The organism is Trinickia symbiotica, from assembly GCF_003028655.1.
GTDB lineage: Bacteria > Pseudomonadota > Gammaproteobacteria > Burkholderiales > Burkholderiaceae > Trinickia > Trinickia symbiotica_A.
On sequence record NZ_PYUC01000001.1, the window covers coordinates 237,836 to 255,250 of the forward strand.

Consider the following 17,415-nt stretch of genomic DNA (forward strand, 5'->3'; position numbering starts at 1 on the left):
GGGTCTCCCGGTCCAATTCCGCTCCTCGATGCTGGTCAAGAAACGAACATCACGGCCTTTTGCAGGGCCCGAAAAAAATCCCATCCTCGCGCCACGCGTTCCTGCGTGGCGCTCCACGCTCGTCATGGCGGTCATGGGGCTCGCCTTCGGGGTACTCGCTGCGCGCGCAGTGTGGGTGCAGATCGTCGCGCACGATTTCCACGTCGCACAAGGGCAAAAACGTCATCGAAGGACGGTCGAGCTCGATGCGATGCGCGGCCCGATCGTCGACAGACACGGCGCGCTGTTGGCCGTCAGCCTGACCACCTACGAAATTTGGGCCGAACCCGGGCGCATCGAACGTTCGGCTCATGCAGCACTGGCGCGAGCACTTGCGCTTACACTACCCGAGCTCGAACGGCGCCTCGCTACCGAGCGTGCGTTCGTGCTGCTCGAGCGCCACGTCGACATGCAGACCGCGAATTCGATCGCCCGCCTCGGACTGGCTGGCGTGACGCACGTCGCTGCGTCGAAGCGTTTTTATCCCGAAGCGGAATCGGTTGCGCACGTCATCGGGTTCACGGATATCGACGATGACGGCCAGGAAGGGATCGAGCTCGCCGCCAACGCCCTGTTGGGCGGACAGGCGGGAGCACGCGATGTCATTCGCGACCGGCTCGGCCGCATCGTCTCGGAGCTCGCGCCGCCCGTTCCCGCGCGCAACGGGCAAACGGTCCGGCTGACGATCGATCGTCGCGTTCAGCAACTCGCTTTCGCACAACTGCAAGCCGCCCTCGCCCGGCATGGCGCCCAGGCAGGCAGTGCCATCGTGCTCGACGCCCGCAACGGGGAGATCCTGGCTCTCGCCAACGCGCCGAGCTTCGATCCCAACCAACAGGCGAGCCGCAAAGGTCATGCATTGCGCAATCGCGCGCTGACCGATACGTTCGAGCCGGGCTCGACGATCAAGCCGCTCGCGGTCGCGCTCGCACTCGATGCTGGCCTCGTGAAGCCGACGACGCTCGTCGAGACGGCGCCTGGTCATTACACGATCGGCCCGAATACGATTCACGACACGTCGAATCACGGAACAATCACGATCGCCGAGGCGGTGGCGAAGTCGAGCAATGTGGCAATGGCAAAGCTCGCGTTGAACCTGCCGGCCGAGCGGATCTGGAGCAAGTATCGCGAATATGGCATCGGCCAGGCACCTCAGTTGCCGTTTCCCGGCCTCGCCGCAGGCAGCTTGCGGCCTTGGCAGCGCTGGCGGCCGATCGAGCAGGCAACGATGGCATACGGATATGGCCTGTCGATGTCGCTGCTGCAAATCGCCGAAGCCTACACGGCCTTCGCCGGCGACGGCACGCTGCGACGTGCGAGGCTCATCATCGACGATGAAGACGTCGCATCCGATTCGTCGTTCGATAGACAGCAGGCGCGCCCTGCTCCGCGCGTAACGGCCCCCGAAACAGCGATGGCGATCCGCGAAATGCTCGAGGCGGCGGCCGCGCCAGGGGGAACGGCCGAGGGGGCGCGTATCGAGGGCTATGGCGTCGGCGGCAAGACCGGTACGGCTTGGAAGCACGTGGGGGCAGGCTACGAGAAGGGCAAATATCGCTCGCTTTTTGTGGGACTGGCACCGATCGACGCGCCGCGCATCGTGGTCGCGGTCATGATCGACGAACCGGTAGGCCGCACCTACTACGGCGGCAAGGTGGCCGCTCCGGTCTTCGCTTCGATTGCCGGCGGAACGTTGCAACTGCTCGGCGTGCCGCCCGACGTGTGACGGTCCGCCCGCCGGGCGCCGATGGTTCGCGTCCGGTATCGATGTTTCGCATGCGGGAGCGGCGGCTTCGGTTTCTGCATTTCTGCAATGCTCTCCCGCCCACCCTCCGGTTTTGCGCCAACTTGTTTTCATCGCCAAACGTACTAACGTTTTCAATGCGGCCATGAGCCGCACAAGAAGGCGAATGCGGACCGTACAGCCACAACCCGGCTGACGCCGCGGCGCAAAATCGAAGAAAGACCCGGACCCTGGGACATCGATCATGACGACGGTCGCAACTTTTACGGTCGACCATACGAGCTATCTCGACGCGGCCGGCAACGCAACCAAACCGTTGCCCGAATTCGCGCAAGACACCGCGACGCTCGTCGGCTTCTACCGCGCAATGGTGCTCACCCGCGCATTCGACACCAAAGCCATTTCGCTGCAGCGCACAGGCAAGCTCGGCACGTTTGCATCGGCACTCGGGCAGGAAGCGATCGGAGTGGGCGTCGCCGCGGCGATGCGGCCGGACGACGTCCTCTTCCCATCGTATCGGGACCATGCCGCGCAGTTGCTGCGGGGCGTCACGATGGCCGAAAGTCTGCTGTATTGGGGCGGCGACGAGCGCGGCAGCAATTTCAGCCGCGCCCGCGGCGACTTCCCGAATTGCGTTCCGATCGGCACTCAGGTCTGCCACGCAGCCGGCGCGGCCTACGCGTTCCAACTGCGCGGCGAGCCGCGCGTAGCGGTGACCCTCTTCGGCGATGGCGGCACGTCGAAGGGCGATTTCTACGAAGCGATGAATATGGCGGGTGTCTGGCGCGCGCCGCTCGTTCTCGTCGTGAACAACAATCAATGGGCGATTTCGGTGCCGCGCGCCAAACAAACCGCCGCGGCAACGCTCGCGCAAAAGGCGATCGCGGCAGGCATCGAAGGATGCCAAGTGGACGGCAACGACGTCGTTGCGGTGCACGATGCGCTCCTTCGCGCCCTGGACAAGGCCCGCCGCGGCGACGGGCCGACGCTCGTCGAAGCGCTCAGCTACAGGCTCGGCGACCATACGACGGCTGACGACGCATCGCGTTACCGCGACCCCGAGATCGTCCAGCATCAATGGGAAAGCGAGCCCATCGCGCGCTTGCGCAAGTACCTGACGAATATCGGAGCATGGGACAAAGCGCGCGAGGAAGCGCTGGCCAAGGTGGCGAGCGAGCAGGTCGAAGCCGCCGTTCAGGAATACCTCTCCGTTGCGCCGCCTGATGCCTCCGCGATGTTTGCCCACCTTTATGCGGCGCTGCCGCACGCACTCGACGAGCAACTTGCAACTGCCGAGCACTTTGCGCCCGAGAACGGGGAGCATCGACATGGCTGATCTGAACTTCGTCGAAGCCGTGAATACCGCGCTCGCCTACGAGCTCGAGCACGACGACTCGGTCGTACTGCTGGGCGAAGATATCGGCACGAACGGCGGCGTCTTCCGCGCGACGGTCGGCTTGCAGGCGCGTTTCAGCGAAGGGCGTATCGTCGATACCCCGCTCGCCGAAACGGCGATCGCAGGCACCGCGGTCGGCATGGCGGCGATGGGTCTGCGCCCGATCGCCGAGATTCAGTTCGCCGGCTTCGTCTATCCCACGATCGATCAGGTGCTCAATCATGCCTCGCGCCTGCGCCATCGCACGCGTGGGCGCCTCATGTGTCCGCTCGTCATCCGCACGCCTTGCGGTGCGGGTATCCATGCGCCCGAGCACCATTCGGAAAGCCCCGAAGCATTGTTCGCGCATATTCCCGGGCTGCGCGTGGTCATGCCTTCGTCGCCCGAGCGCGCGTATGGCTTGCTGCTCGCGGCCATCCGCGATCCCGATCCCGTCATCTTCCTCGAGCCGACGCGGCTCTATCGCCTTTTCAAGCAGCCGGTCGAAGACAACGGCGTCGCGTTGCCGCTCGATACATGCTTTGTCGTGCGCGAGGGGGATGACGTGACGCTCGTGAGCTGGGGCGCCATGCTTCAGGAAGTCCAAGAGGCCGCCGATGAGCTGGCCGCCGACGGCGTCTCGGCGGAGATCGTCGACGTGGCCACGTTGAAGCCGCTCGATATGGAGACGATCCTCGCATCGGTCGCGAAAACGGGGCGCTGCGTCATCGTTCATGAAGCGCCGCGCACCTGTGGCGTCGGCGCGGAGATCGCCGCGACGCTCGCGGAACGAGGCCTCTATTCGCTGCTCGCTCCGATCGAACGCGTCACCGGCTACGACGTCGTCGTACCGCTTCCCCGGCTCGAACGGCAATACATGCCGAGCGTCGAGCGGATCTTGAACGCGGTCAGAAAAACGCTCGAGGCATCGTCATGAAGATGTTCAAGCTGCCCGATTTGGGCGAAGGCCTGCAGGAAGCCGAGATCATCGAATGGCACGTCGACGAAGGCGACGAAGTCAAAGCCGATCAGCCGTTGCTCTCGGTCGAAACGGCAAAGGCCATCGTCGAGATACCATCGCCGCAAGCGGGACGCATCGCAAAGCGCTTCGGCAAGAAAGGCGACATCGTCCATCTCGGCGCCGCGCTCGTCGGCTTTGAAGGCGCTGACAGCGACGACGCGGGCACCGTTGTGGGCAGAATGCCCGAGGCACCGGCAACGGCGCGTACCGCACGCGAGAGGCAGGCACCGGCGCCTCGCGCGTATGGCGGGCTCGCGGGTGTCGGAGCCGGCTCGACCTCCATTAAAGCAACGCCCGCGGTGCGCGCACTCGCGCGCAAACTCGATATCGATCTCGCCATGGTGACGCCGTCCGGGATGGACGGCATCGTGACGTCGGCCGACGTTCAGCGCACGGCGAAGTTGCTCTCCGAGCTCGGACCGCCCGAAGAGCTGCGTGGGGTGCGACGTGCGATGGCGCAGAACATGGGCCGCGCGCAAAGCGAAGTGGCCGCCGCAACGGTCATCGATGACGCCGACATTCATGCCTGGAAGCTGAACACCGACGTGACGATCCGGTTGATCCGCGCACTCGTGGCGGGCTGCCGTGCGGAGCCGGGACTCAATGCGTGGTTCGATGGACGGGCCGCGCGGCGTCACGTGCTTTCCAAGATCGATGTCGGCATTGCCGTGGATTTACCCGACGGGCTCTTCGTACCAGTGCTGCGAGATGTCGCGCATCGCGATGCCGCCGATCTGCGTGCGGGGCTCGATCGAATGCGCGCGGACGTGAAGGCGCGCAAGATTCCACCCGAAGAGTTGCGCGGCGCCACGATCACCTTATCGAACTTCGGCATGATCGCCGGAAAGTACGCGGCGCCGATCGTCGTGCCGCCGACGGTAGCCATCCTCGGCGCGGGGCGCATGCACGACGAAGTCGTGGCCAGCGAAGGCGAAGCCGCCGTTCATCGCGTGCTGCCGCTCAGCTTGACGTTCGATCATCGCGTCGTGACGGGCGGAGAGGCCGCCCGATTTCTGGCGGCCGTCATCGCGGATTTACAGCAGGCACTGTAAAACCGGAGGACGAACCGCGCTGAATCCACAGTAGGTAGATCGCCCGGCACATGAATTGCACCGACGGGGTACGTCGCGGCCACCGCCGCGCCCCATTTCCTCATTCGTGAGAGGGCGATATGTTAGGAACCATTCTTATCATCGTGCTGATTCTTCTGCTGATCGGCGCCTTCCCAGCCTGGCCTTACAGCCGCGGGTGGGGCTACGGGCCGACCGGCGGGCTGGGCCTCATTGTCATCATCGTCATCGTGCTAGTCCTTTTGGGGCGAATCTAGCCGAACCTCACTGCCGCTTTCGTCCGTGCCGCCGCGAGTCGATCTCGTCGCCGGCACGGACGTTGCACATCGTTTCGCTCAATACCCTGCCGTTCAGGCAAGGGACTCTCTGGACCAACACGGAAAGCGAAATGCGAATCGCGCAAGTGGCAACGCTCTATGAAAGCGTCCCTCCACGCGCTTATGGGGGAATAGAACGCGTCGTTTCCTGGTTGACCGAGGCGCTCGTCGAACGCGGCCACGATGTCACGCTGTTCGCGAGCGGCGACTCAACAACGCGTGCGTGTCTTGTCGAGGCCTGCCCAAGCGCGCTGCGTCTCATCGAAGATACGGCCGACCCGCAAGCCTTTCACTTTGCGATGCTCGAACGCGTGGTGCGACTGTCGAACGAGTTCGATCTCGTCCATTTTCATACGGACTATCAGGGGTTTCCGTTCGCGCGCCGATTGGCTTGCCCGCATCTCACGACGCTGCATTGGCGGCTCGACGTACCGGGCCTCGCGGCGCTTTACCGCGAATTCTCCGACCTTCCGCTCGCCTCGATCTCGCAAGCCCAGCGCGCGCCGCTGCCCTGGGTCAATTGGATCGGCACGGTCTATCACGGCCTGCCCGACTGCCAAATGCCCTTTTCCGCGGAAGGCGGCGACTACCTTGCATTTCTCGGCAGAATCGCGCCGACCAAGCGGCCCGATCTCGCCATCGAAATCGCCGAACGCGCGGGCATACCGATCAAAATCGCGGCCAAGATCGACAACGGCGATCGCTGGTATTACGACGGCAGCATCGAGCCGCTCTTTCATGATCCGCTCGTCGAGTATCGAGGAGAACTCGGCGATCATGAAAAAGGCGAGTTTCTCGCGCATGCGCGCGCCCTGCTGTTTCCGGTCGACTGGCCCGAGCCTTTCGGGCTCGTGCTGATCGAGGCGCTAGCCTGCGGCACGCCCGTCATTGCATTTCGGCGCGGCTCGGTGCCCGAAATCATCGAGGACGGTGTGACCGGATTCGTCGTCGACGACGTCGAGGGTGCGGTACGCGCGATCGGACGTCTGGGCGAACTGAGCCGCGCCGACTGCCGTGCCGCATTCGAGCGGCGCTTTACCGTGTCTCGAATGACGGACGATTATCTGGCGCTCTACGGTGAGCTCTTACGGGAAACGGGCAATCGCGCCGCGATGTCGTCTCCGCATGAAAGCGATACGGCCACAGACGATCGATAAGGAGTCCGAAATGCGCTTCGTTGCGCTTGCAACCGACTACGACAACACGCTGGCATCGAATGGCCGGGTGGCCGAATCGACCTGGCCGGTGCTCGAGCGGCTGCGGCAATCCGGCCGTCAGCTCGTGCTTGTGAGCGGCCGCGAACTCGGCGATCTGCGTACGATCTGCCCGCGCCTCGATCTGTTCTCGCGTGTGGTGGCGGAAAACGGCGGCGTGCTCTACCGGCCTGATAGCGGCGAGAAACGCCTGCTCGCCCCGCCTCCGCCCGACGCATTCGTTCGTGCGCTGCATGAACGCGGCCTGCACGACTTCAGCGTCAGCGAAACGCTCGTCGCCACGATGAAACCCAACGATGGCATCGCCCTGGATGCCATCCGCGATCTGGGCCTGGATCTTCATGTCGTCTTCAACGGCGACGCCGTCATGGTGCTCGCGCCGGGCGTGACGAAGGCGAGCGGTCTCGCGGCCGCGCTAGACGAGCTCGGCCTCTCACCGCTGAACGTCGTCGGCGTCGGCGATGCCGAGAACGACCATCCGTTGCTCGATGCTTGCGGCTTTTCCGCCGCCGTGGCCAATGCCCTGCCGATGCTGAAGGCGCATGCCGATATGGTCACGACGGGCGCGGCCGGCCGCGGCGTGGAAGAGCTCGTCGCCGCGTTGCTCGAGGACGATCTCGCCTCGCGCGCGTCGCGCATCGATCGCTCGCGGGTGTTGCTCGGTCAAAGGACCGATGGCCGCGAGGCGGCATCCGTCAGCCTCGATGCCTACGGCACGATCGCGCTGCTGGCGGGGCCGTCGGGCGGCGGCAAATCGACCGTCACCGCCGCGCTGCTCGAGCGGCTCACGACGGCCGGCTATCAAGCCTGCATCTTCGATCCCGAGGGCGACTACGACAATGAAGGCAGTCTGGTTTCGCTCGGCGATGCGCATACTCCACCCCCGATGGAAAGTGCGCTGCATTTATTGGCGCGCCCCGGTCAACATGTCGCCGTCAACCTGCTGCGCGTGCCGCTCAATGAACGTCCACGCTACTGCGCGGGGTTGCTCTCGCGCCTGCAGGACTTGCGGGTACAAACGGGTCGACCGCATTGGCTCGTTTTCGAAGAAGCGCATCAGCTTTTCCCGGCGGATTGGGGCATGGCGGCGCAAGCGCTGCCCATTGCGCTCGAAACCGCGCTCGCTGTGACCGTGCACCCCGACCAGATCGCGGAGCCTTTCCTGCGGCAAGTCAACATGGCGCTCATCACCGGCAACAAACCGAGCGCAACCGTGGCCGCGTTCGCGAGCACGCTCGGCAAACCCGTCCCTCGGCTGCCGCTGGAAACTGATTCGCTCGAGCGCGGACAACTGTTGGTCTGGGAAACGCAAGTTTCGGCCAGCGAACCGTACTTGATCAGCGTGGAGCCCGGAACGACGCAACGCCGACGCCATCATCGCAAATATGCCGAGGGACTCTTGATCCCCGAGCGCAGTTTTTACTTCCGCGGTCCGGAGGGCCGGCTCAATCTCCGCGCGCACAATCTCGTGCTTTTTCTGGAGATCGCCGACGGCGTCGATTCCGACACATGGCGCTATCACCTGCAACGCGGCGATTATTCGCGCTGGTTCGGTGACGTCATCGGCGACGATGAACTCGCACGCGAAGCGCAAGCCATCGAGTCAGAGCGCGGCCTGTCGGTCGATGAAACGCGCGGGCGCATCCGCGCCGCGATCGAGCGCCGCTATACGCAGCCGGAAAATCCTTCGCTGCCGCCGCTGCGGGGTCGTTAGTCGTGACGGTGCACTTCACACATCCAGCGCCCGCAAGGAGGGCGTGGCGTCGGCTCTAGACCGACGCGCCTCCAGAACGCGATGCATTGCCGAGGCCGAGAACGCTGAGGTATACCTCGAGCGAACGCTGCACCGCGCTTGCGACGAGTTCGGTGATGCCGTCGAAATTGCCGCCGTCACACGCCTCGTCCAAGGAATCGTAATAGGTGAGCCGATCTTCCTTCCGGATGATCGCGGGCGGATAGCCTGACTTCATCAGCTCAAAATTGAGAAGCAGCCGGGCCGTACGTCCGTTGCCATCGACGAAGGGATGAATCTTCACAAAGCGCGTATGGAGCTGCGCGGCACGCTCGATAGGATGCAAAGTCTTCGCGGCCTGATCCCATTCGATGAGTTGCTGCATTTCCTGCGGCAAATGCAGGAAGTCCGGCGGCGTCGTGCTTGCGCCGGAAATGACGACGTTTTCGCGCCGGTATGCGCCCGCTTCCTGATCGTCAATTCCTTTGAGCACGAGCCGATGGATATTCCTGATCATCCATTCGGAAAGCGATTCGCCTTGCGAAACGATTTCCTCGACATAGAGGATCGCGTCGCGGTGATTGGTGGCCTCGAAATGCTCACGAAGCGACTTACCTCCGACCGTGATGCCTTCCAAAACGACTTTCGTCTCTCTGAGCGTCAGCGTGTTCCCTTCGATCGCATTCGAATGGTAAGTCCATTCCAATGCGAGCTTTTCGCGCAGCGACGCAACGGTATGGGGCGGCAAAGGGCGTGCCGCGTCGAGCCGCGCTTTGTCGGCCTCCACTGCTTGCAGCAACGCTTCAAGCTGAATTGTCATTGCATTCCTGCGCTACCGTTGGCTTGGATCGATCAATCGCTGCCCGCGCGGCGCGCGGACTCGCCAAGGCGGCTTTTGCAGCGATAAATTGAATTGCAGCCGATTATATCGCCGCAGTGCAGCAGCCCACGCAGGTGCTCCCGCATAGAAGTCAACGTCGCCCCTAATCGACGATGTCCCACCGGACAGTATTCGCACCGGCGCGCTGCGCTGCTTCGGTAAATGCGGGGGCCTTCGCGTAGACATCCGTTTGCTCGCGCCACTGGACCAGAAAGCGCGTCTCGCAAACTGCCTCACCGTGTTTCCATTCCGCGTGGCGTGCGCTGATTCGACATCCGATGCGCTCGAATTCGTCGGCAAGACGCTGCTGAAAATTGCTCTCCCCCGTATATTCAACGGTCAGCCACGCGGTCTTGCGCCGCTCCAGCCGGTCTTCGACATACCGCAATCCCCACAGCACCGCGACACCGATCACCGTTGCGCTGACGGCCAGCCGATACTGCCCACCGCCGATACACAGGCCGACGACTGTCACGAACCAGAGCGTCGCCGCGGTCGTGACGCCAGTCACGAGCCCGTCTTTGCGCAGCACGGCACCCCCGCCGATGAAGCCCATCCCGGTCAGAATGCCGAGCGGCAAGCGCATCAGGTCGAGCGTGGCGAACGAGTCCGGCCGCTTGCCCGCTTGCTCGAGCAACGCATTGACTTGGAGCATCGAAATGCAAGCGGCCAGGCAGACAAGCAGTGTCGTGCGCAACCCGGCAGCTTTACCCGACTCGCTGCGGTTCAGGCCGAAGATGGCGCCCGCGACGAGCGCGCCAGCAAGCCGCGCCAAGGCGGCCGGCCAATCGAGCGTAAGCGGCATCGCATCCATCGAGTCGAAAGCCTCATCATCGAACGGACTCAACGAGATACAAGCAAGCCGCACGCCTGCTCAGGGTCGAATGGATAAACCGTCGATCACTCGCAATCGACCCTGAGAACGCGGTCAAGGCAAGCCAGCGATACCGCCGTCGCAAGCACACGCGCTTGCGGCAACAGCAGCCGCCAGGCATTCAGTCGGTGCTCGTCCACTCGACCTTCGCGCCCACCGAGCGCAAGTTCTCGACGAACCGCGGGTGCGCTCGACGGATCGGCAAGGCGTTCTTGATGACCGATTGCCCTTCGATGCTCGCCGCCACCATGAAAAGCGCGATGGCGACGCGAATGATGTAAGGACTCTCGACCCGTGCCGGGCTCAGGCGAATGCCGCCGAACGTGATCAGCCGATGAGGGTCCGACAGGAACACATGTGCGCCGAATTTCGAGAGCTCGACGGACCAGCCCATTGCGCCGTCATAGACCTTGTTCCAGAACATCGCGCTGCCTTCGGCGCGCACGCCGAGCGCGATGAAGATCGGCAGCAGATCGACGGGCAAGTAGGGCCACGGCGCAGCTTCGATCTTGGTCAAAATATTCGGCGTGAAAGGCTGGCGCACGCGCATCGGACCTTCTCGCACCGCTCGCGACCATCCGTCCTGGTGAACGATGTCGATGCCGAACTTCGCGAATGTCCGATCGATGAGCGGGAACTGCTCGGGCGCGCCATTCTTGACGGCGATATCGCCGCCCGTGATCGCGCCCAAGGCCAGGAACGTCGCGATCTCGTGGAAATCCTCGCTGAAACGGAATTCACCGCCGCCAAGCTCGCCGAGCTTATGCCCACCCTCGATCCGCAGTCGCGACGTGCCGATCCCTTCGATGGGCACGCCGAGCATCTCGATGAAGCGGCAGAACTCCTGCACGTGCGGCTCGGAGGCCGCATTGACGAGCGTCGATACGCCCGACGCGGACGCCGCGCACAAGACGAAGTTTTCGGTCGTCGTCACCGACGCGTAATCGAGCCAGTGATCGTTGGCGGTCAACCGCTTCGCGCTGCGCACGATCAACGAATCGGTCGTGCGCTCGATACGCGCGCCGAATCGCTCGAACACTTCGACGTGCGGATCGATCTCGCGCACACCGAGCGTGCAGCCCTTCACGTCGTTCTCGAGCCGGGCCACGCCGAAGCGCGCAAGCAGCGGAGGGACGAGCATGATCGACGAGCGCATCTCCTCGGGCAAGCGATGAATCGCTGGGTCGAACGACGTCGCGTGATGATGGAGCTCGAGCACACCCGTCGAAAAATCCATCGACACCTCGCTTCCCAGCGTGCGAAAGATATCGAGGATTTTCTTGACGTCGGTGATCTCGGGCACGCCGACGAGGCGCAACGGCGCGTCCGTCAAAAGCGTGGCACAGAGAATCGGAAGAACGGCGTTCTTGTTGGCGGACGGCACAATCTCGCCGCGAAGCGGCACGCCGCCGTGAACGATGAGGTCGGACATATTCGGGGACAGGGCGGGGGTGAAAAAGCCAGGAATGTCAAGGCGCATATCATGCCATTGACGGCGCCGCGATGTTTCGAAATCAATATGCGGGCCTTCCCGAGTATCGATGCGGCGTCATCCGACGCGCATGCGTACCAGACGCCGATCGCATCGGCAAGACGATCTCGCCACCGCGCCCCGTTTTTGCTCGGGCGACATCGCACGAAAGCTTGCGCGTTTTCCGTCAGGTACTTGCGCTAACTATGCGGGAGTTATGCACAGATTTGCCAACAAAATCTGGGGATAACCCACCGCTTGCCGTTGCTGACGGAACGGCCACCAAAGCGCTGAGCAGCTCAGACACTCTCAGACACTCACCGGGCTTGAGCCGGTAACGCCGCCGAAGCGTCGGCCGGCGCCTCTGGATTGGGTGTGAGCCGCAGCCGCACGCGCAGCGGCTGGAGCATGTCGGGCGGCGGAGTTTCGGACATCGGATGCTGCGTCAGCAGTTGCCGCAGCGTCGCATCGGCCTTTGCGTCGCCCAGCGAGTCGAACTCGACGTTCGTGATCGAGCCGTTCGCGCCGATCCACGCGCGGATGACGATCGCAGGCGGCGGCGCATCGGCCTGCGCGTTCAGAATTCTCTCCTCGAGATATTGATGGAGCCGATCAGCCGCATCGTTATCGGCTTCGAGCCACGCGTGGAACTGTCGCCCAACGAGCTGCGCATAGGCGATCCAGGGCTGCGGCACATCGCGCGTTTGCGGCAAGGCCGGCACGCTTGAGACGATCGCACAGGCGGCGAGGACTTTCCTGAGGTGGCCCCACACACCTCTCCAGCGGCTTCGATTCACGAAATCAGTGCTCCTACCTTGACCCTAAGATGATCGGCGCACCCTGCCCTCCAGATCAGAAGATCGGCGTCCCACCCGGCGCCGATCTTCCCGATCATGCCGCGCAGATCGGCCGAATCCGAGATGTTGCTTCCACCATCGCCGCCTCTTCATCGACTCGAACCGTCTCAACGATCGCCGATCGATTGCGCCGCGATATGCTCAGCGGGGCGGCACGACGACGGGCTGCGCCGGTCGCTGGGGCGTGATCGACTTGCCCCAATTCGTACCGAAGCGATTGCGCTCGGCCGACAGGTTGAACGTGCCGACACGATTCGACGGGCCCTTCGCGGCGCTCTCGGCCGCCGTTTCGGAGGCACCCGCCCGTGGCGCCTCTTTGGGCTTCAATTGCGCGCTCAGACAGTCGTATGAAAGCGCGCGCTGACCGTTCACTTCGGCATCGATACAAACCTGCCTCGATGCGGAGCCGGCCTGCGCCGGGGCATCGGCGTGCTTCGCGTTGTCCTCGGCGTGCGCGGCGGCCGCGAGCGCGGCGCACGCAACGATCATGGCCTTTTTTGGCAGCGTCATCTGGACCTCCTCTGCGCTCATCGGACCTGTGTTGGACAATATCGCACGAGAAGCCATGCCGGCGTCGGACAAACGCCGGCATTCGCGGCATCGACGCCCACCTGCGTTGGCTCCCTTTACTGCGCCGCCGCAAGCGCCTTCTTCAGAGCATCTTCATTGATCGGCGCACTGCCGCCGAGCTTCACCAAATAGGCCTGCTCGTTCTGTTGCGTGCGCTGCGCGCGCAAGAACGCGCGAATTTGCTCCTTGACCTCAGTCAGCGGCCGCAGAATCGGGTCGCGCGTCTCGATGAGCTTCACGACGTGAAAGCCGGTAGGCACCTGGACGGGTGTCGAAACCTGCCCCGGCTTCAACGCCTCGGCAGCCTGGCGCACCGCGGGCACCATCAGCGTCTCGGGCACGAAACCGAGATCGCCGCCCTTCTCCGCACTGGCCTTGTCTTGCGAATTCTCTTTCGCAAGAGCGGCAAAATCGCCGTTGCGAGCGCGATTGGCGAGATCGGCAGCCTGTTTGCGAGCTTTGTCGATCGTCGCGGCATCGGCGTTCGGGGGCACCGCGATGTAGATCTGCGCGAGATGCACCGCACGCGGTGCCGTGAAGGCCGCATGGTTCTGATCGTAGGCGGCCTGGATCTCGGCATCGGACGGATAATCGGCCGGCGGCGCATTGACGGACGCGAGATAGCTGCGAACGACGACGTCGCGCTGCGCCTCTTCGACGGCCGATTTCACTTGCGGCTCCTTGTCCCAGCCTTTCGCCTTCGCTTCGGCGAGAACGGCCCGCTGAACGAGCGCGGAGCGCACGACGCGGTCCATCGCGGCCGGATCGGCCGCAAGCCGCGTGCGTCCCTCCGGACTCAGCGATTTCATCAGCGTCGCGATGTCCGATTCCGTTACCGATGCCTGCGCGGTATTTGCGATGACATCGCCCTGCGCGAGTGCGACGAGCGGTGTGCCCAACGCCAAACCAACGACGATCGTTGCGAATTTGCTCACTTTGTCTCCTGCTACGGACTGACAGTAGTTCTACATCTCGGCGCCGCGGCCGCCGACAAGCCATGCCTTCGTTGCCCGCCGAAATCCGCAGTGCGCCGCCGCGCTTCACCCCGCCTTCGATCACTGCAGCGTGGTCTTGGCGCCCGTTTCCACGCTACCTTCCGGCTGAGCGGCGGCGCCATCATTCGCTTCAACGGACGCGGCATCGCCGCGAGCGACTGCTTCGCGCTCGGCGAGCGCCGGGCGATTGCGCAAATGCAGCAGAAACTCCTGGACCAGGCGATCCCAGAGTTCTATGGTCGAGCGCAGGTAGCGCTCGCTCACGCCACCCGCGACGAGCACGTCCATCTCGAGCGAAAGAAACGGGCCATGGCTCGCGAGTCGCGCGAAGCGTTTCGTACGGCCCCAGCTCGGCACGAGATCGGCGGGCAGTTCGCCTTGCACCTGAAGCACGCAGCTCAACGTGTAGTCGATATATCGAACGGCGGCGGGCTCCCCCGGCGTCTTGGGCTCGACGAACCCGGGCGCGACATTGCCGAAGCGCACGGCGAAGCCGACTCCCTGGCTCGCGCTCATCAACTGCACGATGCCGTTCTGCTCGGCCGCCGTCACGCGGTATCCGGCCGCCCGGAAGATTTCCGCAAGCTGCTCGATCCCGACTGCCTCGATCCAGCCCTCGTTCGCACCCATTTGCTTGTCCACCATGTCGGTCTTCCTTCCATCAACGAATTGAAACGGTCGATTCGATCGCTAACTGCGACGTGTCACTGCATAGGCCCCAAGGGCACATCCTTCGGGGCGCCAGACTGTGCGGATGCCGCAGCACCGTCCGATGCGGCCACAGCCGGCACCGTGCGCGCATTCGGGTCGTACTGGCCCGCATAGAGCGCATCGCCATATCGCTGCGCAATCTCGTCGTACTTCACGCGCGCGGACTGGGCGAACGGCTCGCGCGAGGCGAAGAACGTCCCGAAGCCAACATGCTCGTAGGCATCGAGAATCTCGTGCCCCACACGGTACAAATCGGCATTTTTGGCTTCGCAGCTTTGCAGTTGCGTGTCACGCGCCTTGATTTCGTTTTGCAGTTGCGTGCGCTCGCTATCGCGGGCGCGCGAGACGGTCAGCAGATCCTCGTAGGACGTCTTGTATTTCGCGAGCTGCCTCGCGTCCTCCGCATGACTCGTCTTTTCCTGCGCAAGCGCCCTTCGAGCCGCTGCCTCGGCGCTCGATTCACCCTTGGCCGCCGCGAGCTGCGCCTGCAGGTCTTTGAGCTGAGCAAGCGCATCATCGCGCTGCTTATCCGCGGCCGCTTTGTCGGCCTGAAGCTGCGCCTGGTTGTCCTGGAGCTGGCGCAGCTCCTGCACTGTCGAACGGAGCTGGCTGCGCAGTTTCTCGTCGACGCTTTGCGCGTGAGCAGAACCGGCAACGAGCATCGAGGTCGAGAGCAAAGCGACGGCAATCTTCGCGTGTTGAGCTGTTTTCATCGCAATGACGGACTCCGGTCAGAACCGCGCGTTCAACTCGAGCTGCAGCACGTCGATGGTCACGGGCGGCCCGTAGACTTCCTTCGCGCTCAAATAGCGCGCAGACAGCCACGCATCGCGCGCTACGGCATAGGATGCCGCGAGAATGTAGCCGCGCGCATTCGTGCCGCCAAGGTGGAAGTCAGGGTCCGTGAACGCATCGAGCGTCGCATCGGGCTGCAGGTACTTGTAGCCGACGGAGAAATTCCACTGGCCCTTGCTCGTCGGCTCCGGCTCGCCGATCGTCGCCTTCGCGAGGAAGCCGTTCGGACCGCTGCGATAGTCGGCGCGCGTCGCATTGACCGACGTCGATTCATAGTTGTTGACCGGCAAAGATGCGGCGTTGAACGCCTTGTCCTCGTTATACGCAAGGTTGCGCACGAATTCGCCATCGAGTCTCAGTTTGACCCGGTTCGCCACCACTGTGTCCCACTGCGCCTTGATATCGAGCAGGCGGTAGTTGTACGCGAGTCCGAACAGCTGCGGCTGCGGTGTCAGCCCAGGCGCCAGGTTCGGGTTCTGGACGATATTTCGCAACGCGATGAGCGTATTGCCGCCCTGCATGAACGCCGGCGCTTCGTTATCGGTACTGCAGCTCGTCGCCCCGAGATAGAGCGCACACGGCGACGACAACGTGCCGCGGAAGTTCTGGAAGTCGTAGTAAGCGAGCGCGCCCTTCAATCGGTTCTGCGAGTTGATCTTCCACTCCGCGCCGAACTGTGCGCCAAACATCCACTTCGTATCGCCGCCCACCTTGTCGGTGCTGTTCGACGGGAAATTGTCCGACGTGTATTGAATTGGGAAGACGCCCAACGTACCGAACAGCGTGACGTCCGGGTTGGCCGGCAACGCATGTCGGAAGTTCGCGGCAAGGCCGTCCATCTCGAGATCGTTCGAGAAGAGCAGATCGGACGAGAAGAACGGATTGTCGAAGCGGCCCGCCAGGACGTTCATCCACGGTGTCGGCGTATAGGAGAAGAACGCCTTGTTCAGCCAGATGCTCTTCTTCGACCAACCGCCGCCAGCCGTCGCTGTCGTGGAGACCGGTCCGTTGTCGTTGCCCGACGCGAGTTGCACGCCGGCCGAAAGCTGCTCGGACAGCAGCGCCGTCACGCCGAGCCGTGCGCGGTAGCGCTCGAGATTGTTGCGGTTCGCCGTCGTGTTCTGGGTCGGCAACTGGGTCGTGTTCGTATTCGGGTTGATATCGAATCCGCCGCCCTGATTGATCGCCGCAAAGTTCGTGACGTTGTTCGCGTTGCCGCTGCCGAAGAAGCGGTACTCGTCGCGCACGCGCAGGTCGCCGTCGATCTTGATGCGCGAAACCCAATCGGGGAACGTATTCGGTTGCGCCCAGTTCTCGGCCTTCGCCTGTGCGATGACCTCCTGCTTGACTTGATCGCGAATCTGATCGCGTACGACCTGCGGCACGTAGGGCACCGCGACGTCGCCGGGCTGCGTCGGCGCATTGACGACAGCCGCCGCGGCTAGCCACCCCGCGCTCGATCCGTTCGCGGCCTTCGCCTGCGCCGCCTCGGTCCGTGCCTCGCTGATGAGCTCGTTCGCGTTTTGCTGCGTCAGCACGCCGCGTTTGACGAGCAGGTTGATGAGGTTGATCACCACGCTCTCGCTTGGCGCAGCCGTCCCCGTCGCGGCCTGCGTTTCGAGCGATTGCGCGTGCGCCCCCGCCGCGCACGTCATGCCGAGCGTCAGCAACGCCGCGCTCATGCGCGTGCGGCGTGCAGGCGCCGCCACGGCACCCCGTCTGTTGGTCTTCCGATTCATCAATTTCTCCG

At 63.7% G+C, this 17,415-nt stretch carries 16 protein-coding genes; 7 read left to right on the plus strand and 9 right to left on the minus strand.

Going from position 1 to position 17,415, the window contains the following annotated elements:
- Positions 1-28: 28 nt before the first annotated feature.
- The 7 genes from C9I57_RS01025 to C9I57_RS01055 all read left to right on the plus strand — a co-directional run bounded on the left by C9I57_RS01025 (position 29) and on the right by C9I57_RS01055 (position 8,494).
- Complete coding sequence (locus tag C9I57_RS01025; protein ID WP_181321681.1) at positions 29-1,765, plus strand: peptidoglycan D,D-transpeptidase FtsI family protein; 1,737 nt, start codon at positions 29-31, stop codon at positions 1,763-1,765.
- A gap of 262 nt (positions 1,766-2,027) precedes the next feature.
- Positions 2,028-3,119 (plus strand): pyruvate dehydrogenase (acetyl-transferring) E1 component subunit alpha, encoded by a 1,092-nt coding sequence (gene pdhA, locus C9I57_RS01030; protein WP_107148792.1) that lies wholly within the window; start codon positions 2,028-2,030, stop codon positions 3,117-3,119.
- The gene (locus C9I57_RS01035; RefSeq protein ID WP_107148793.1) at positions 3,112-4,095 is read left to right on the plus strand and encodes an alpha-ketoacid dehydrogenase subunit beta; all 984 of its coding nucleotides are present in this window, start codon (positions 3,112-3,114) and stop codon (positions 4,093-4,095) included. Before pdhA ends, C9I57_RS01035 begins: the two co-directional genes overlap by 8 nt.
- Positions 4,092-5,231 carry a dihydrolipoamide acetyltransferase family protein gene (locus C9I57_RS01040; RefSeq protein WP_107148794.1) on the plus strand — a complete coding sequence of 380 codons (1,140 nt, stop codon included), beginning with the start codon at positions 4,092-4,094 and terminating at the stop codon, positions 5,229-5,231. The genes C9I57_RS01035 and C9I57_RS01040 overlap by 4 nt, the downstream gene beginning before the upstream one ends.
- A 119-nt stretch (positions 5,232-5,350) precedes the next feature.
- Complete coding sequence (locus C9I57_RS01045; RefSeq protein WP_018443988.1) at positions 5,351-5,506, plus strand: DUF3309 family protein; 156 nt, start codon at positions 5,351-5,353, stop codon at positions 5,504-5,506.
- Positions 5,507-5,637: 131 nt separating this feature from the next.
- The gene (locus C9I57_RS01050) at positions 5,638-6,723 is read left to right on the plus strand and encodes a glycosyltransferase family 4 protein (RefSeq protein WP_107149224.1); all 1,086 of its coding nucleotides are present in this window, start codon (positions 5,638-5,640) and stop codon (positions 6,721-6,723) included.
- 10 nt (positions 6,724-6,733) lie between these two features.
- Positions 6,734-8,494, plus strand: coding sequence for an HAD family hydrolase (locus tag C9I57_RS01055; RefSeq protein ID WP_258187433.1), 1,761 nt, complete (start codon positions 6,734-6,736; stop codon positions 8,492-8,494).
- A 55-nt stretch (positions 8,495-8,549) separates the two neighbouring features.
- On the opposite strand, the gene C9I57_RS01060 is transcribed toward C9I57_RS01055, so the two are convergent.
- From C9I57_RS01060 to C9I57_RS01105, 9 genes are all read right to left on the minus strand, one after another.
- Positions 8,550-9,332: a Fic family protein gene (locus C9I57_RS01060; protein ID WP_107148796.1), complete on the minus strand. Its 783-nt coding sequence runs from the start codon at positions 9,330-9,332 to the stop codon at positions 8,550-8,552.
- A gap of 163 nt (positions 9,333-9,495) precedes the next feature.
- Positions 9,496-10,206 carry an MgtC/SapB family protein gene (locus C9I57_RS01065; protein ID WP_107148797.1) on the minus strand — a complete coding sequence of 237 codons (711 nt, stop codon included), beginning with the start codon at positions 10,204-10,206 and terminating at the stop codon, positions 9,496-9,498.
- Between the two features lie 181 nt (positions 10,207-10,387).
- Positions 10,388-11,698: a UDP-N-acetylglucosamine 1-carboxyvinyltransferase gene (locus tag C9I57_RS01070; protein ID WP_107148798.1), complete on the minus strand. Its 1,311-nt coding sequence runs from the start codon at positions 11,696-11,698 to the stop codon at positions 10,388-10,390.
- A gap of 356 nt (positions 11,699-12,054) precedes the next feature.
- On the minus strand, positions 12,055-12,534 hold the full coding sequence (locus C9I57_RS01080) for a YbaB/EbfC family DNA-binding protein (RefSeq protein ID WP_440130165.1): 480 nt from the start codon (positions 12,532-12,534) through the stop codon (positions 12,055-12,057).
- A gap of 201 nt (positions 12,535-12,735) precedes the next feature.
- Positions 12,736-13,104 (minus strand): hypothetical protein, encoded by a 369-nt coding sequence (locus C9I57_RS01085; protein ID WP_258187434.1) that lies wholly within the window; start codon positions 13,102-13,104, stop codon positions 12,736-12,738.
- A 116-nt stretch (positions 13,105-13,220) separates the two neighbouring features.
- Complete coding sequence (locus tag C9I57_RS01090; protein WP_107148801.1) at positions 13,221-14,099, minus strand: peptidylprolyl isomerase; 879 nt, start codon at positions 14,097-14,099, stop codon at positions 13,221-13,223.
- Positions 14,100-14,219: 120 nt separating this feature from the next.
- Entirely contained in the window at positions 14,220-14,804 is a 585-nt protein-coding gene (locus C9I57_RS01095; protein WP_107148802.1) for a bacterial sensory transduction regulator family protein, read from the minus strand.
- A gap of 59 nt (positions 14,805-14,863) precedes the next feature.
- Positions 14,864-15,583 carry a hypothetical protein gene (locus C9I57_RS01100; protein WP_181321682.1) on the minus strand — a complete coding sequence of 240 codons (720 nt, stop codon included), beginning with the start codon at positions 15,581-15,583 and terminating at the stop codon, positions 14,864-14,866.
- 18 nt (positions 15,584-15,601) lie between these two features.
- Positions 15,602-17,404 (minus strand): putative porin, encoded by a 1,803-nt coding sequence (locus C9I57_RS01105; protein WP_107149227.1) that lies wholly within the window; start codon positions 17,402-17,404, stop codon positions 15,602-15,604.
- Positions 17,405-17,415 lie beyond the last annotated feature (11 nt).